We start from the raw sequence: 17,151 nt of genomic DNA, 5'->3' as shown, positions 1-17,151 counted from the left end.
ATATCAAGGAAGGCGATGAAAACGTTATCTATCAGGGAGTTTATTGCTGATGACTTTACCTGGCTGCAGGCTTGGTATCAGGACCCTTTGCTAAATGAGGAATTAGGACCATTGGATCAGGCATGGTTGGACCATGTACTGACCGATAAGGGAGGGAAGCAGTACTGCATCTTTGCTGGTAGCGAGCCCATCGCCGTGATTGGCACAGTATGGGCAAAACATCCACAAGCAGCGAATACGCTATCAGATATTGCCGTTAACCCCATGTTTCGAGGACAAGGTTTGGGGGCAAGTGCATTGAATCTGATGCTTGACCATACCGGGCTGGCGCACTGGGTGGCGTATGTCTGTCAGGACAATCTCCGCGCACAACATTTTTTTACCAAAAACGGCTGGCAATCTGAGGAGCCTTCGGCGTCTGATGGCATGCTTGTTTACCTTTACCAATCAGATAACGGCTGACAATTGGTTAACTTGTCGTCATTGTGACGAAAGCAGGTTTAAATATACTCGGCTGTGGTATGCAGTCATTAAACTTTTACGTACAGGGATGAAGGTGAATGGTATTATGCCTTGCCCTGAAATCGAATCAGAGAAGAATCAGTCTACGACTGCCAGGTGTTTTATGCGTTTTATCTCAGTATTTATTTTTTCACTTGCTTGTTTTGGCATGCAGGTCAACGCCAAAGAATTGCTCCGCTCCTCAGTGTCTCCCGAGTTTGCTGATGGTTTGCATGCCAAATACCTGGATTACATTGCCAAGCAGATGGACATGGATCTGGAAATTAACCCTATGCCGTTTGCCCGTCGTTTGATGGCGCTGAAAAACGGTGACATTGACTTGATGGTGGGGGTGACCCGCGACAGTGATAAGCAAGATGAAGTAATTTATCTTAGCCCCAGCTATGAGCAGCTTCGTCATACCTATTTTGTACGTAAAAACAATCAAAAGACGCTGGCTACTATCGATGATTTGGGCAACATGAAAATTGGTGTGACCATTTATGCCAAGTATTTTGATAATTTTGAACGTAAGCAGGACTTTGCCCTGGTTGGGGTGTCGACACTGCAGCAAAAGATCCAGCTTCTGATGAAAGGCCGAATTGATACCTTTATCCACTATCAGGAGAGTACTTTGCCGCTACTGGAGAAGATGGGCCTTAGCCAGGAAGTCGTGAAAGCCAAGTATCAACCCACTCACTACAACGATTATTTTGTCACTATCAGCGCCAACTCCAGGTTGCTGCATTTAAAAGATAAGTTTGAGCAAGTGATTAAGCATGGGGTGGACAGCGGTGAATTCACCAAGATTCGTGAAACCCATTATCAGCAACAGGCTGAATAATGCGCGTGTGAGACGTTGTTAAAAGCAAAAAGGGGGCAAAAATGCCCCCTTTTGCTTAGTGGCTACAACGGTCAAGCAGACGTTCGGCGCTGTGTGCTAAACCTATTACTATTTCCTGCTTGGCTTCGGCCAACTGCCAAAGCTGTTTACGCAGAGGTTGGGCCTGATCGGCAGTCATCACTGCCTGACGACAGTTCGCCACTATCTGGCGGCTTAGCAGTAGGCTTTGCTCGAGGTCGTCCACCAGTTTGGATAAAGGTTGTAACTCCTGATGTGCACCTACCAGTTTCTGTATGGCCGGGAGTTGTTGCTGCCAGTTAGCGAGCTGACTGTCTAGCTGCAGCAGGGTGGGCGACTGGGTTGGCTTAACCTGCGTGATGCCTTGGTTGAACGCAACCAGCGCCAGGCTTTCTGCGGGCAGAAAGTCTACGAAACGGTCGAGTCTTTCACCGTGATGATAGGCATCAGCCTGATATTTTAGGTGGTGTCGGGTGTAATACTGGGCCTGTTCCACCAGCTCGGCAAGGGTATACAAAGGGGAGATATCCGTCCCTTCGCTTACCAAGGCTTGAAAGCCTGCTTGCTGCTGAGTTTGATAGGCCAGACCCACTTGCGTACCGTAGTCTTGCATGATTGCCAGGCGACGATACATATCGTCTTTATCGGTGAGGGCCTGGGGCGACCAGAACCGCTCGGCCACGGCGTACAAACGAGGCCAGATACGCAGATCCAAATTATCGCCTGTGACTATCTCACTCCAGATAGTGGCTTCTCCACCCAGTATGTTGTGCGCAAATTTTTCGTCGAATTGCGCTGGTTTAGCTACTTTAGGTGCATTTTCGCCGCCGTTACCTGAAGCGAGCTGCTTGCCTTTGACTGCGTAAGGTGTGTTGCCAATCAGGATACGTCCGTCAATTTGCTCAGCCTTTTGAAGGCTGACATCAAATTGCATAGGTCCCATCCAGGTATCGAGCCAAAAACGGGTTAACGGGCCTTTGCGCTGGATATCTTTGAGCATACGGGTTTGTTGCTTATTCACCCTTATATAGCCCTGATGGCTGCCATCGGCCTGAGTGTAAAGCACAAATTCGCCGGTCACGGCACTGCCTTTTAGGCGCGGCATTTCAAACTGCCATTGTTGCCATTGGGTATCTGCCCCGATGGTAGGTGCAATAAAATCATTGGCCGGTATTGGCTCGTTGCGGTAGTGGTAGGCAGTCTGCTGTGGCTGATCGATGTAAAAACCGGTGGACAATAAGCCCTGATAACCGGCCATGGCGGTTTGTGCTAATGAATCCAGTCCCTGCCAGGACTGAATCATGATGTCTTTGGGCAAGTCGGGGTGAAAAATCTCATCCCAGCCCATCATTTTTTTGCCGTGGCGGGCCAGAATCTTCTGTACCTTGGCATTAAAGTGGGTATGCAACTGGTGATGGTCGGCTAATTGATGTTTGGCCATATAGGCGGCAATGGCTTCACTTTGTTGCCATTGCTTGGGATTAATTTCATCGCCACCAATGTGCAGATAGGGATCGGGAAATAAACTTGCAATTTCACCCACCAAGGTATCTATGAACTTATAAACCTCGGGGTTGCTGGGGTCGAGTAGTGGCTCAAATACCCCCCAGTGGCGCTCTAATTGATAGGGGCCCGGCTGGCTGATAAGTTCCGGATAAGCGGTGGCTATTGCGGTGGCATGCCCTGGTACATCAAACTCAGGCACGACGCGAATTCCCAGTTGGCGGGCATACTCCACTACCTGTTGAATTTCTTGCTGAGTATAGAACAAGCCGTCTGAGGCAAGCTCCTGAAGTTTGGGATAGGCCTTGGATGCTAGTCGCCATCCCTGGTCGTCGGTCAGGTGCCAGTGAAACACGTTCAGTTTGGCCGAAGCCATGCCGTCTAACTGACGGTATATGGCGTCCAGTGGCATAAAATGCCGGGCACTGTCGACCATTAATCCCCGCCAGGGAAAGCGCGGACTGTCCTGGATGCTGACATAAGGAAGTTCGCCGTTTTGTGCAAAAGCTAACTGGCGCAGGGTTTGTGCTGCACGCAAGGCACCAAGGGCGGTGGGCGCTTCGATCTTAATGCCCTGTGCATCAATGCTGAGACGATATGACTCATCTTCCCCCAGTTTTGGGTAGGTTGATGTTGTCGGGTTTTCTACCTGGATATGTAAGGCGAGGTTCTTATCGCCGTCTACCAACTGAGTAGCTAAGCCTTGTTGTAACTGGGTTTTGAGCAGCGCGACCCGGGTATCACTCAGCCCGGTTACCGACCAGTTTAATGCCTGAGGAATGACAAAACGTCCCTGTTGCTGCTGAAGGCTAGCTGGATAGGGCATTAATGCCGGGCTGGATTGTGCAGCCAAACTGGGGGTGCTTAACCCTGCGTATATGAGTGAGGCTAACAGCAGTTTTATTTTCATTGTTACTCCTTAATCGGCATCAAATCGAGCATGGCGCTGCGTGGAATAATGGCACCGGGGTGTTGTATTACGTGTGCAGCGAGCGCATGACCGTTTTGCGCCGCAACATCGGCTGGCTGGCCGCATAACCAGGCGGCCAGGAAGCCACCTGCAAAAGAATCGCCGGCGGCGCTGGTATCCACCACCTTAATGACCTTCTGTGCCGATACCTGGGTCAGTTCCCGGCGGGTGCGAACCAGGCAAGGTTGGTTGCCGCGTTTTATCAGTACATACGGGATGCCCCAGGTCTGGCAACGGGCAAGAATAGCCTCAGGATCATCGTCGCCGTATAGGGCGTATTCATCCTCGTCGGTGAGCAATACCAGGTAGGCCAGTTGCATGACCTTTTGATACCAGGGCAGGGGATTTTGCTGCCATAAGACAGGGCGGTAATTGTTATCAAAAATAACTTTGCCACCTTGCTGGCAAAAGCGTGCCATGGCGTCCAGTAACAGTTGGCGATGATGAGGCGTTAAAATAGCCAGGCTGATACCGCTTAAATAGAAATAGTCACAGTCCTGATTTTCAAGTACCGACAGCAAAGGATTATTGCCATCGCGCAAGTAGTACCGTGCAGCACTGTCATCACGCCAGTACTCAAAACGACGTTGTCCGTCGGGTTGTAAATGGATACGGTATCTGCCGGGTACCTTGTCAGTCAGACGTAAGACCAGCGAGGTGTCCAGCCCTTCTTGTTGCCAGGTTGCCAACAGCGCATCACTGTCTTGATCTATACCCAGTGCTGTGGCGTAGCGCACCTGCACTTTGCCTGCCGGTAGCATTCTACTCAGATACAAGGCTGTATTTAATGTATCCCCGCCAAAGCGAAATTCCCCGCTATCGCTGTGTTCAAGCATGCATTCGCCGAATAATACGATACGCATGATTATGCCTCCTGACCGGCCAGAGATTGCGACGCCGGGCGGCTTTCCATCTTCTGGCGTTCAGCATCCAAGATTGCCAACGCCTCTTCTCGGCTGATGGCACAGCGGGGCGTAATCAGAGTCACCAGTACGCCAGCCAATAAAGCGGCAGACAGAGAAGGCAGCACAGGGTTACCAAACAGACTGTTTATTTGTGGGCTCAGACTCACATACAAGGCCGTACCCATACCCGCGACTAAGGTCGCCAATGCACCTTGCCAGTTATAACGAGGCCAGAAGCGTCCAAGCAAACCACATATACACATACCGGACATCAAGATGGCGATCATCTTAGTGATATAGGCAATGATATCGTTCGACGTCAGGGCAAAGCCCAGTGCCAAACTGATAGTAATGACCAGTGAAATGCGTGATAACAGCACAACTTTATTGGCTTGCGGCATTTTACCCGTGACCAGTACAAACAAGTCGCGCAGCACGACACTGACGGCGGCAATGGCATCGGAACTGGCACTGGACAAGGTGGCAGAAATACCTGCAATAATGATCAAAACCCCTAAGCCCAGCGGCATAAAGTGCAGTGCAATGTGGGGAAAGGCGAACGACGGATTGTCCAGGTCGGCAACGGTGGCATAAGCAGTCATACCAATAATGGCCGGTATGCAGGAGAACATCAGATACAACAGACCCGAGTAGACAAAGGAACGGCGGATTGAGCTGACATCGTTGCCGGAGTAGATGCGCTGACGAAAAGAAGGGGTGGCCAGTATGCCAACCAGAATGGCCAGAGACAGAGAAATGGCTGGCAACACGCCGGTTTTATCCACCGCAAACCAGGAGATATTTTCTGCCGGTTGGGCTGCCAGCATGGCGTCCCATCCCCCCACATGGTGCAGGGAAAAACCGGCCATCAGTATAAAGCCGGTAAAAAGAATCAGGGCCTGAATGGAGTCTGTCCAGACTACGGCGGTATAGCCGCCAATCACCACATAAATAGCAAAGCTCAGGGCGATAAACACTTTGGCCCATTGAATATCAATACCCGTCAGCCAGGACAGGTACATACCGCCGCCAATAATATGTGCCCCAAGCCAACCAATGCTGGCAATAAAGATCACTAAGGCAATCAAGTTTTTAATCAGCGGATTGGCGCCCACGTAGTAGGCAAGCTCCTCACTCATGGTCATAAAGCGCAGGTTTCTGACCGGGGCAAACCACCAGGCCAATAATAGAATACCAATGGCACCACCGATGCCGTAGAGGGTACCAGCCCAGCCGTTTTGGTAGGCAAAACCCACTGCGCCCATCGAGCTGCCAGTGCCGACCATGGTGGCCACAGTGGTTCCCAGGGTTAACAGCAGTGGCAAACTGCGGCCGCCGAGCAGAAAGTCCTCACCACTGTTGCCCTTTCTGGATACATACCAGCCGAGCGCAATCATGCCGAGCAGATAAAGGCCAAAAGCCAGGATAAAGGTGGTTTGCATTGCGGTTATACCTCTGGGAAAAGGCGGCTGTGGCGCCGCCAGGAAAATCGTGCTGTTGGAGAGAGTTAGGCGCCCTTATAGCAAGTCACGTCGACTTCAACCTTACAGTCCACTACCAGGTCAGCGACTGCACAGATACGAGCGGGGGGATGTTCGCCGAAAACTTCTTTGAAAACCTTGTTAAATGACTGGAAATAGCGGGCATCAGTTAGAATTACTTTAACATGTACCACGTCTTGTAGGCCGTAACCGGCTTCTTGCATAATTTCCAGACAGTTTTCAATGGCGATGCGGCTTTGCTCGATAACGCCGCCTTCTACCACTTCACCATCACGCATCGGAGTTTGGCCTGATACGTAAAGCCAGCCGCCGGCTTCCACCGCCCGCGCAAAAGGCAGATGTTGTCCGCCCGTACCTACACCACCATGAATTCCAAAACGTTTGATTGTCATTACTCTTTACCTGTGTGTTGAAGAAACTGTCCGGCCCGATTGCCAGTCAGTGAAGGATGCTGTGTATTTTCATAGCTAAGCTGGCCATTGACCCAAACTTTTAAAATGCCATCGGCTGCCTGCTTGGGTTGGACAAAGCTGGCATTGTCTTTGACTTTCAATGGGTCAAATAGCACCAGGTCGGCTTGAAAACCCGGCTTAACTAAGCCTCGTCCGTGTAACATAAACTCCCGCGCCGATAGTCCTGTCATTTTATGTACGGCCAGTTCCATGGGCATCAGGCCTTTGTCCCGGGCGTAATGACCAAGCACTCTGGGAAAGCTGCCCCATAATCTGGGGTGAGGGCTGGGATCGCAGGGCAGGCCGTCTGAGCCGATCATACTGCCGGGAAAACTGACAATGCGCTGCACGTCCTGCTCGTCCATGCCGTGGTAAACCGCACCGGCAGGTTGCAGCTTCTCGGCGGCCTCTAGCAATGAGCATTGCCAGCTATCGGCAATGGCTTGTAAGGTTTGCCCGGCCATAGCTGGGTGCGGATCTGACCAGGTGATAAAAATCTCGAAATCTGTGGTGACCTGGCCTAAGTCCAAGGTGCTGGAACTGGCACTGTAGGGATAACAATCGCAGCCCACATGTTGATGCTGCTGCGCCGATTGCAGATGATCCAATACCTCGGCGGAGCGCCCCCAATTGGCCTTGCCGGCGCATTTCAAGTGTGAAATAACCACCGGCACTTTGGCTTTTTGACCAGTGGCGAAGGCCTCATCCAACGCATCAATAATGCCGTCAAACTCGGTACGTAAGTGCGTAGTGTAGAGAGCATCGTATTCCGCCAGCACCGCAGTTAACGCATCAATTTCTTCTGCTGGTGCATGAAAAGCGCTTTGATAGGCAAGGCCCGTACTTAAGCCTTTTGCACCCTGTTGAAGCGCTCCCACCAACATAGTACGCATGGTGTTGATTTCTTGTTCGGTGGCCGCGCGATCCAATCTGTCCATAACCTGTGCACGCAGGGCGGTATGGCCTACCAGCAAGGCGGCATTTAGCGCTGGCTGGGCTTGCTCAAAGGCCTCTTTATAAGCGCTCAGGGTGGGAAAACGAAATTCATCGGCTTTGCCCAACAAATTAAGGGGGTCGGGCACGGTATCCGTGACGGCCACAGGGGAGGCACTGATACCACAATTACCGACGATGACGGTGGTAATCCCCTGGCTGAGCTTGCTCAGCATCGCGGGGTTACGTATCAGCTCGATATCATCATGGGTGTGAACATCAATAAAACCGGGGGCCAAAGCCATACCCGATGCATCCACGACCTGCTGGGCGGTATAGCCTTTCAGATCACCAACTGCCTCAATTTTATCGCCACGGATTGCTACATCCTGTTGTAACGGCGGGGTCGGGGTGCCGTCATACAGACAGGCATTAAGTATCAATAAATCCGTAGCGTGCGACAAATTAGTCTCCGAGTGGTAATCGTTCCGAGCCCCTGCGGTGCTCATCAAGGTGGTGTTTTAAGCGCCGCAGCTTTTCGCGGGACTTGCGTTGATTTTTCACCGCCACTTCACTGGCCAGCATGTCAATGGCTGCCAGCATCACATAGCGGGACGCGCTGGGGTTAAAGATGTAATCTGCTTCGCGGGTCTGGATAGGTAAGTGAATATCGGCAATCTTGGCTAGCGGCCCATCGGGGCAAATAGCCACTACCTGTGCGCCATATTCCTGACTAATCTGGGCGGCTGATTGCACATCTGGGCTGACGCCAGAGAGTGACAGACAGATCAAGACATCATCTTTATTCACCGTAGAGGCGGTCATACGCATCATCATAGGATCTGAGTAGGCGTTGCTTTTCACTTCCAGGCGAAACAGCCGGTTATGGCACTCCTGCGCCATGACAGTACTACCGCCGCCGACGCCAAATATCAGTACGTGGTCGGCTTGGGTCACAAACTGACTGGCAGATTGCAGATCACTGTCAGAAATGAGTCCGGCATTTAAATCCAGGATCTCATGAATCGCCTGGTAAATGGCGGGAATATCCTTGCGATCAACGGGCTTGTTATTAATAAAGCGCTCGCCTACAGCAGCGGATTGGGCCAGTAACATCTTAAGTTGACGCACGTTTGTGCATTCCAATGCCCTGGCCAGACGGGTAATACTGGCGTGACTGACCCCAGCTTTATCCGCCAGCTCATTAATTGGCGCGCTGGCCGCGAAGGTCAGGTCATCAAGAATAAAGCGTGCCACTTTCTGTTCGGATGGACGAAGGTGAGCAAGGCGGCTGTTAATACGAGATACGATATCCAATCTGTTCTCCCCAATGGCGTTAGAAACAGGTTTCGATTAATTGCCGGACGCAGTGATCGTCATCGACAATTCCCAGATACCGCCATTTATCCATGGTTAAGCAGGGATGTGAAGTGGAAAAACACAAGATATCGCCAACAGTTAGCTTATCTTTTGGATCAATCTGCAACATAGCATGCTGGTCCATGATGCGGGTGAGCTGCCAATGCGAGGGCACGGAGCTTGGGGAGGCATCCCCCGGATGATAGTGTAAAACCGGTGTCGGCAAGCCAGCATCAAAAGCCGCATCTCGCTTACCCAGACCGATAACCGCCATACCTGGCTCTGGTATAGATTGCACATATGCCCAAACCTGCAAACTGCTGATCAGGTCACCTTTAATATCACAGGCCATGCGGCTTCTGGCTTTCACTTCAGCCTGTGCATCCTGATAGATACCGGTATCGTGAATCAAATAACAGCCGGGACGGATGACAACCGCCATATCCTGGGGCAGATTAGTGGGATCCATTTGTTCTGCCACCAGGTCATACCAGGCAGAGCCTGCACCGGTCAGAATAATCTCGCCTGTGGCGAAACGTTCTTGCTCGCGCCAGCTCAATGCCAGGTCACGTATTGAGCCTACAAACTGGCGAATTCGCTCGGGTGCATCCGGGCCGTGAATAACGCCCTCATAAAAAGCGATACCACGTAAATTCAATGCTGGCAGGGCGCTGATCTGTTCACACAGCGCATTGGCTTGCGTGACGCTGCGCACACCACAGCGTCCTTGAGGTACGCCTATTTCCAGAAGCAGGTTTAACTGCAAATCTTGCGCTGAGAAAAAGGCGTTTAGTGCCTCGACATTTTCGCTGGAGTCAACAAAACAGAAAAACTCCAGGCCGCTGCGTATTTGCTCGGCAATTAACTGCATATTGCGTTTGCCGACTAACTGATTGGCCATCAGTATGCGTTTGACACCGCTTTGGGCTGCGGCCACCACTTGTGGGGCTGTCGCCAGACTCATGGCCCAGCTTCCGGCTTCGAGTTGCATGGCAAACAGCTCAGGGGCCATGCTGGTCTTACCATGCGGGGCTAAACGCACACCGGTATGCTGAGCATAGTTCTTCATCCATGACAGGTTGTTTTGTAAGGCGCTGCGGCTCAATACCGCTACTGGCAAACTAACGTCTTCTGCCAGTAGGTTCCAGCCTTGTTGTAATTGCCCGGCATCGCCCTGGCCTTTACTGAATGCCAGCATGGTATTACGACTCAGTGTCATTGTTGTGTCCTCGGTAATTTGTTAAGCCCATATCTTGCCTGAATAACGCCTTTAAAAAATAACCATTGCATTTGTATTGATATAGGTGTTAAAAAATACCCGTTATTGTGAAATGTACTGGTAAAAAGTAACAAGCGAGATAAAGTTAATCATCATCATTGACTTTGTCAACCCAAGACGTGAGCAATAACAAAAAACAGGAGACATATAATGAAACCTCAACGGTTTAAGCGTCACTTGGTCGCAGCCAACGTTACCCTTATCCTCAGTGGCATTGCTGCACCTGTAGCAATGGCGCAGGAAGTGGCTGCTGACAATGTAGAAGTGCTGGAGATTCGCGGTATCGCCGCCAGTCATAAGCGTAATTTGAATGAAAAACGTTTCAGTGAAGGTGTGACAGATGCCATTACGGCCGAAGATATTGGTAAACTGCCTGATGTCACTATCTCTGATACCTTGCAACGTATTCCCGGTGTACAAATTCGTCGCTCTGCTGGTGAAGGTTCAACCGTAAATGTGCGTGGTATGCCGCAGGTTACTACCTTACTAAACGGCGAACAGCTGCTAAGCGCGGGCTCAATCACCACAGTACAGCCGGACTTCAGTGATATTCCTGCTCCGCTGGTATCCGCCATTTCTGTTCATAAATCACCGACGGCCAATATGTTGGCCGGTGGGATTTCAGGCACATTAAATCTGCAAACTCTGCGTCCTTTTAATCTGGAGCAGGGACTGACCTTAAATGGTGTGGTAGAAGCAACCCGCGGCAGCCTGTCCAAGGAAAATGATCACAAGTTGGTGGCCTTTGCCGGTTATCGTGGTGATGACATGGGGGTGATGTTTACCGCCTCTTATGACACTAATACACTAGCCAACTATCGCTACGGTACTATCCTCACGTCATTCGACTTACAAGGGGAGCAAACCGGTGATAAGCGCGATTTCAATGGTGATGGTGACAATAACGACAGTTACCTGAGCCAGCGTTTCCACGGCATGATGGACAAGCAGACCGAACGTGACCGTCTGGGTTTGAGCGCTAGCTTCCAGGCCAGTGTTACTGAAAACCTGGAGTTCCTGGCCGATGTGTTTTACACCGATATGGACGATGCGGACCGTCAGCAGGGGCTGATGATCGACAATGCCCGCGGTAACATCTGGGCTTATTCCGATAACTTTATTGAGCGTGCCCCTGGTCCTTTGGGCGGTAATATCTATACCGTTAACCAGGCTGAGCTGCTGGTGCGCCGCGTTAGTTCGTATTCCGAGAGCCTGACCAACGACCGCGAGTCAACCAATATCAATTTGCAGCTTAACTACCAAGGTGATGGTCCGTTAAGCGGTTCTGTGCGTTATCTACGTGGTGATGCCGAACGTTCACATACTGAAAACGTTGCGCACTCTTACTTAACCAGCGGTGCACAGCATGCTGCATTCACCAATAATACCGGTGTTGCTACCCCTGTGAACCCAAATGGTTATGGTCCAGATCCTATCAAGGTTGATTTTGACCGTACCGGTAAGTACATCACCTTAGGGTATGATCAGGGCTTTGGCTCTGATGTGAGCAAATACAACCTGGTCTCTACCTATTCGGAGAATAACTTCGATGAAGAGGCGACACTGGATGTCTTGCGCGCAGACGGTACCTATGAATTTGAAGGCGATCACCTGGCCAACGTTGAATTTGGTCTGCGCTGGGGCAAACGTGATGTAGAGCGTGATACCTATATTCTGGTGGCGCCCATGACGGGCGGTCAGTTTACCGCCGATGTTATGTGGAAGGACTCCAGTGCGGCGTTGGGTGACACCAACGGTGATGGTGAGGTGAATGTTTCGCAAGGCGACCTGACCATTGGTAACACCAATTTCTTTACTGACTTGCCAGAAGGCTGGGTGCATAAAGTGGATGGTTTTGGTCCTGCTAGTGGCGATAGCTTCTATATGATCAACCCTGAAGCCTTGGATGATCCTTTTGCGTTTCAGAATGCGTTGTATCCAGGCAACAAACGCCTGTCCAGACCATCTCGTTCCTTTAATATCGAGGAAGTGACCCAGACTGCTTATCTGCAGGCTAATTTTGACGGTGAGCTGGCGGGTATCCCTTATAAGGCCAATGTGGGTGGTAAATACATCAAAACCTCATTGGATATTGGCCAGTACATTATTGGTGATGGACGCCCTTGTTCACTTTGTACTGCCGCCAATTCCACAGGGTATGAAGTGTTGGATCGCAGCTACTCGGACTTCCTACCGGCTGCCAATATCACTTTTAACATTACTGATGACTTCCTGCTCCGTGCGGCCTATGGAAAAACCATGACCAGTCTGAACATGAGCCAGTTGTCTGGTGGTATCAGTGTGGGTCGTACCCGTGCCGGTGACGTGCTGGCTGCTGAGTTAGGGGTAAGTCCGGACTTGCTGGTGGCCATTAACGGTAGCCGTAACGGCAACCCGGATCTGGAGCCATGGCGCGCGAGCAACTACAACTTGTCTGCTGAATGGTATTTCGATGCGTCCAGCCTGGTGAGTGTCGGCCTGTTCAAGATGGATATAGAGTCCTTTATTGAAAAAGGTCAGGTCATGATGGCGTTGCCGGACATTGACGGTGTTGTACGCCGTGAAGTACCGGTAAATACGGAAATTAACGGTGAAGGTGGCAGCATAGACGGCATCGAGCTGGCTTACCATCAAGCCTTTGACTTCCTGCCTGGCGTACTGGGTGGTTTTGGCACTACGGTGAACTTAACTTATGCGCCAAGTGACAGTGCCAACGTGGATGTGTACGGGGCCGAGTTACCTATTCAGGACAACTCTGAGCGCTCTGCTAACGCTATCTTGTGGTATGACCGCGATGGTCTGCAATTCCGTATCGCCGCTAACTACCGTAGTGACAGACTGGACAGTCTGGGCTTTGGCGTAGGCGAGGGCGTATTGCCGATTTGGGCAGATGACACCCTGTATGTGGATATGTCGGCCAGCTACGATATTACCGAAAACGTCAGTCTCTACCTGCAGGGTAGTAACATTACTGAGGAATTCGAAAATATCTATGCACAGTGGGAAGACAACATCGTAACGCAAAACGTTTACGAGCGTCGTTGGACCTTTGGTGTGCGTGGTCGTCTGTAACCACCAATGCCCCGGCGTGCTTAAGCGCCGGGGGTATTTGAACAATGTTGCTTGGGTAACGCTGTTGTTTGAGGTGTGTTGTCCCTTGCCTATGGGGTAAGGGGCAGGAATAACCTGCTGAGATTCGCTGCATACACAAGCGATACATTGTACTGGATGGGCATGCCCATCCACCAATTCGGGGAAACCTGTTCAGGGTGCCCTCTCAAGAACAAGACTTTTCCCGATGGGAATTGCCGACGATGCTATTTGTAAAGGGGTCGTCGGCGATTCTGTTTCTCGCTCAGATTACCTGCTTTCTTTTCTGATATTGGCCAGGTGTTAATCCGACGACCTGCTTAAACTCGTGAATAAAATGTGCTTGATCATAGTAACCGGCCTGCAAGGCCAAATCAGTAAGTGACGCTGTGTGCTTGGGGGCTTTAAGTAAATCCCTGGCCAGGCGTATGCGCTGTAGTCGACTGAATTGTTTTGGGGACATGCCCAGCCAGCGGCTGAATTGGCGTTCCAGTTGACGCTGGCCCAGGCCTATGCTCTCAAACAGGTGTTGGATGGGATGCTGACCATCCGCTAACTGAATCCGACTGACGGCCTCATCGAAGCTGTGTTGTGCACCCAAATCAAGACACAGCAATCTTTGCAGTTGTTGTTCCAGTATCTGAATACGGGCAAGGGGAGCAAGTGGGGCCAGGCGTTCAGCTAACTGGCTGGTCGGCAAGTGCGGAAGAACGTCACGGGCGGATGCCTGGACATCAATAACCTCGGCAAGTGGCATAGCAAATAATGCCATGCCCTTACCGGGTTTGAACCTAACCCCTAACGCATCGATTTTGCCCTTCACCTTTAGGCGGGTGGTCTTACGAGTTGGTCCGTTTACCAAGCAGTCAGCGCTCATCCATTGCTCGTTAAACTGCATAGGCTCGGCGAAATTAAAAATCAGTCCGGTGCCACCCTCCGGATGCATAAACTCCGCCTCTGCTGCGAGATCACAATGCATGGTCTGGATGCTCCAATAGCAACTGATATAGTCAGCCAATGCCGGGCAGGGCATATGAAGACGAAAGCCCATATGGGCCAGCTTATGCATAACGAATCACCAACAAAAACTTGCCAACAGTGTACTGAATTGCGTGTTTCTCCGCCAGCGCCGCTAGAGCGTGTTGACCTAACAGGTCGGGTTTATACAATTTTGAGCATCGTAGACAACTTATGCTCAGTGGCTGCTAACCAAAAGGAGTCACTATGTCTTTCAGAGTCAATTTTTATCAAAGTTCGCCAGCAGCGGTGCAGGCTATGCAGGGGTTAGAAAAGTACCTCAGCAGCATTGCTGACAGGCCTGAGGGGTTACCCAAAGCCTTAATGGAACTGGTGAAGATGCGCGTATCCCAGCTAAATGGCTGTGCATATTGTCTGGATATGCATAGCAAAGATGCCAGGGCCATGGGGGAGACTGAACAACGGCTGTATTTGCTTAGTGCCTGGCATGAGTCGCCTTGTTATACCGCACAGGAGTGTGCGGCACTTGAGTGGTGTGAGGTGCTGACTAAACTTAGCGAGACAACCCCAAGTGAAGCGTGCTTTGAGCGGGTAAAAAGGCATTTTACCGATAAGCAAATGACTGATTTGACCTTAGCCATCAACGCCATAAACGGCTGGAATCGATTCTGCGTAGGGTTGGGAGCGGAAGTAGGCTCTTACCAGGTTGGGCAGTTCGACTAATACCAGTCACTGTGAATACGGGGGTTAACCACCCGTATTCACTGCTTCTGCAAGCACTAAGTTGCCAGCTAACTTGGGCGAGCTTTCCTTACTTTCCAACCGGTAACTCGCCGCGATGTTCTTAAGCCCTAAAGACAGCTTGCTTTGCTGCTCAGAGACTTCTTCAAGCGCTGCAACGCTGTTGGCGTTCTGGCTGGTCTCACCGTGAATACGGTGAATGGCCTGGTTGATTTCATTAACCGTCATGACCTGCTGCTCTGCAGCCGCGGCGATTTGCTGAATCAGGCCGTTCATTTCGCTGATACCTTTTTCCATATCAGACAAGGAACTATGCACTTCCGAGGCGATACGGGTAACGCTTTCGGTACGTTCACAGCTTTGTTTGATACTCTCGAAGGCATGGCGAATGCGCCCCTGAAAGTCTTGAATAATACGTTGGATTTGGTTGGTGGAGTCCTGCGTCTTTTGTGCCAGTTGGCGCACTTCATCAGCAACGACAGCAAAACCCCGCCCTTGATCGCCAGCCCTGGCCGCTTCAATAGCGGCATTCAACGCGAGCAAGTTTGTCTGCTCTGCAATGGCCTGAATCACCTCTATCACATTGGTAATATTGTCGCTGCTGTTGTTTAGTTCATCCATGATTTGGCCCATGCCGTTGATCTCTTGGGCAAGACTCTGTACTTCGGTGTTATTGCGCTGAACCAGGCTTTCACTCTGACGGGTTTTTTCACTGACGCTATTGGCGAGGTCAGCCGTAGAGGTGGTACTAGCGGCTACCTGGCTGATAGCTGCCGACATTTGCTCGGCGGCCGTAGCAACTTGCTCTGACTCGCTACGGGTATTGCTCAGATTGGCGCTACATTGTCCAATATTGCTATGTCCTTGCTCTACCGCGTGGTTAAGTTCGTCGCTGGTTTGGGTAATTTGTCGCATGGAATCGGCAAATACGTCGAGAATACTGTTTATTTGCCGTGCAACCTGGCCGAGATCGTCGTTGCATATTATGTCGGTACGTACACTCAGATCGTGCTGGTTGGCCACCGCCCCGGTAATGGTCGCGATGGCTTTCAGCTGCTTATTAATCAGGTTCGACAGCAGGGCACTCAAGCCGACTAGAATAACAATCACGGCCAGAGTCAGGATGGACACAAAAACTAGCCATTGGTAAGCGCTTTGCTGCTTTTCCTGGGCCAATAGCTGAATATCCTGACTGAAAACATCTTCCAGTGTTTTGAGTTTCTCAATTCGCTCGGTAGCGGTGGCAAACCAATCTGAGGCATTGACGGCAAACTCACCTTGCTGCCACTTATCTAAAGCCAGTTGCCTGTAGGTTTCGACCTGCTTAACACTGGTATCTTTTGAAAATTGCTCGAATAATAGCCGTTGGTGTGGGTCGGCAAATCGCTGAAAACTGTCCAGATAGCTTTGCTGTTGAGTCACCAGCGCTAGAAATCGCTGAAAGTTGTCGCCCTGAAAGCCATTCGCGGCAAAGGTATTGCTGAGCACGGCCCGCTCAAGTCCGGCTTTTTCTTTAGCATAAAGCAGATTGTAATAAGCCATGATCAGGCGGGTGAGTCTGACATCTTGCTGGTCATGAGCGAGTAGGGCGGTTAATGCCAACACTTGTTCATTAATCTGGGTATAAAAAGAAACCGCTTGCGCGGCACTTACCTCCAAGGTTCGTACTTGGTTGCGCGTTTGTTGCAAGGGCGCCCCCAGCTGCTCGGAGAGTTTGCTTACTCGCCCAATACTCTCTGTGGAGGCTTGTTGTTCAAAGGTATTTAGATCCTGCTGCCAGCGTTGCTTTTGCTTATCTGTTGCTTGGTATTGTGCTTGTAACTCTTGAGCAAAGAGTTGGCCTTTGGCACCAATATATCCGGCACTGGTACCGCGCTCTTTTTGCAGTTCATGAACCAAATTGCTGCTCAGTGCGACAAACTCCAAGTCGTTGACCAGCTTATTGGTACTGTGGTGAATCGACCAGTTCTGCTTTACATCCAGCAGCAAAAAGGTAAGGGCGAGTAGTAGTGTGGGTAAGGACAACAACAACAGCTTGTTTCTAATGGACAAATTTGCAATGAATTGCACGTTGCC

Annotated in this window: 13 protein-coding genes; 4 read left to right on the top strand and 9 right to left on the bottom strand. The window is 50.8% G+C overall.

What is annotated here, in order from left to right:
- Positions 1–15 precede the first annotated feature (15 nt).
- Both IEX02_RS11390 and IEX02_RS11385 read left to right on the top strand, forming a co-directional pair.
- Positions 16–462 (top strand): GNAT family N-acetyltransferase, encoded by a 447-nt coding sequence (locus tag IEX02_RS11390; RefSeq protein WP_188694908.1) that lies wholly within the window; start codon positions 16–18, stop codon positions 460–462.
- Between the two features lie 163 nt (positions 463–625).
- Positions 626–1,345, top strand: a complete 720-nt coding sequence (locus tag IEX02_RS11385; RefSeq protein ID WP_229702198.1) for a substrate-binding periplasmic protein — start codon at positions 626–628, stop codon at positions 1,343–1,345.
- Positions 1,346–1,400: 55 nt separating this feature from the next.
- Here IEX02_RS11385 and IEX02_RS11380 read toward each other — a convergent pair whose 3' ends face one another.
- The 7 genes from IEX02_RS11380 to IEX02_RS11350 all read right to left on the bottom strand — a co-directional run bounded on the left by IEX02_RS11380 (position 1,401) and on the right by IEX02_RS11350 (position 10,206).
- Positions 1,401–3,776 (bottom strand): family 20 glycosylhydrolase, encoded by a 2,376-nt coding sequence (locus tag IEX02_RS11380; RefSeq protein WP_188694906.1) that lies wholly within the window; start codon positions 3,774–3,776, stop codon positions 1,401–1,403.
- 2 nt (positions 3,777–3,778) lie between these two features.
- A complete protein-coding gene (locus tag IEX02_RS11375; RefSeq protein WP_188694905.1) occupies positions 3,779–4,699 on the bottom strand; it encodes a sugar kinase in 921 nt (306 codons plus the stop codon).
- A 2-nt stretch (positions 4,700–4,701) separates the two neighbouring features.
- Positions 4,702–6,183 (bottom strand): sodium:solute symporter family protein, encoded by a 1,482-nt coding sequence (locus IEX02_RS11370; protein WP_188694904.1) that lies wholly within the window; start codon positions 6,181–6,183, stop codon positions 4,702–4,704.
- A gap of 65 nt (positions 6,184–6,248) precedes the next feature.
- Entirely contained in the window at positions 6,249–6,635 is a 387-nt protein-coding gene (locus IEX02_RS11365; RefSeq protein WP_188694902.1) for a RidA family protein, read from the bottom strand.
- Entirely contained in the window at positions 6,635–8,092 is a 1,458-nt protein-coding gene (locus IEX02_RS11360; RefSeq protein WP_229702197.1) for an N-acyl-D-amino-acid deacylase family protein, read from the bottom strand. The genes IEX02_RS11365 and IEX02_RS11360 overlap by 1 nt, the downstream gene beginning before the upstream one ends.
- 1 nt (position 8,093) lies before the next feature.
- The gene (locus tag IEX02_RS11355) at positions 8,094–8,945 is read right to left on the bottom strand and encodes a MurR/RpiR family transcriptional regulator (protein ID WP_188694900.1); all 852 of its coding nucleotides are present in this window, start codon (positions 8,943–8,945) and stop codon (positions 8,094–8,096) included.
- A gap of 19 nt (positions 8,946–8,964) precedes the next feature.
- Positions 8,965–10,206 (bottom strand): amino acid deaminase, encoded by a 1,242-nt coding sequence (locus IEX02_RS11350; protein ID WP_229702196.1) that lies wholly within the window; start codon positions 10,204–10,206, stop codon positions 8,965–8,967.
- 210 nt (positions 10,207–10,416) lie between these two features.
- Here IEX02_RS11350 and IEX02_RS11345 point away from each other — a divergent pair, with 210 nt between their 5' ends.
- Positions 10,417–13,338, top strand: a complete 2,922-nt coding sequence (locus tag IEX02_RS11345; protein ID WP_188694898.1) for a TonB-dependent receptor — start codon at positions 10,417–10,419, stop codon at positions 13,336–13,338.
- A 283-nt stretch (positions 13,339–13,621) separates the two neighbouring features.
- Here the strand turns inward: IEX02_RS11345 and IEX02_RS11340 are convergent, their stop codons facing one another.
- Entirely contained in the window at positions 13,622–14,425 is an 804-nt protein-coding gene (locus IEX02_RS11340) for a helix-turn-helix domain-containing protein (RefSeq protein ID WP_188694897.1), read from the bottom strand.
- Positions 14,426–14,580: 155 nt separating this feature from the next.
- Here IEX02_RS11340 and IEX02_RS11335 point away from each other — a divergent pair, with 155 nt between their 5' ends.
- Positions 14,581–15,057: a carboxymuconolactone decarboxylase family protein gene (locus IEX02_RS11335; protein ID WP_188694894.1), complete on the top strand. Its 477-nt coding sequence runs from the start codon at positions 14,581–14,583 to the stop codon at positions 15,055–15,057.
- A gap of 24 nt (positions 15,058–15,081) precedes the next feature.
- Here IEX02_RS11335 and IEX02_RS11330 read toward each other — a convergent pair whose 3' ends face one another.
- Complete coding sequence (locus IEX02_RS11330) at positions 15,082–17,145, bottom strand: methyl-accepting chemotaxis protein (protein ID WP_188694891.1); 2,064 nt, start codon at positions 17,143–17,145, stop codon at positions 15,082–15,084.
- Positions 17,146–17,151: the final 6 nt, after the last annotated feature.

The sequence above is a fragment of the Bowmanella pacifica genome (genome assembly GCF_014645355.1).
In the GTDB taxonomy this organism is placed as follows: domain Bacteria; phylum Pseudomonadota; class Gammaproteobacteria; order Enterobacterales; family Alteromonadaceae; genus Bowmanella; species Bowmanella pacifica.
Note: the sequence above shows the minus strand (reverse complement) of the source record. Positions and strands in the feature narration are given on the sequence as shown.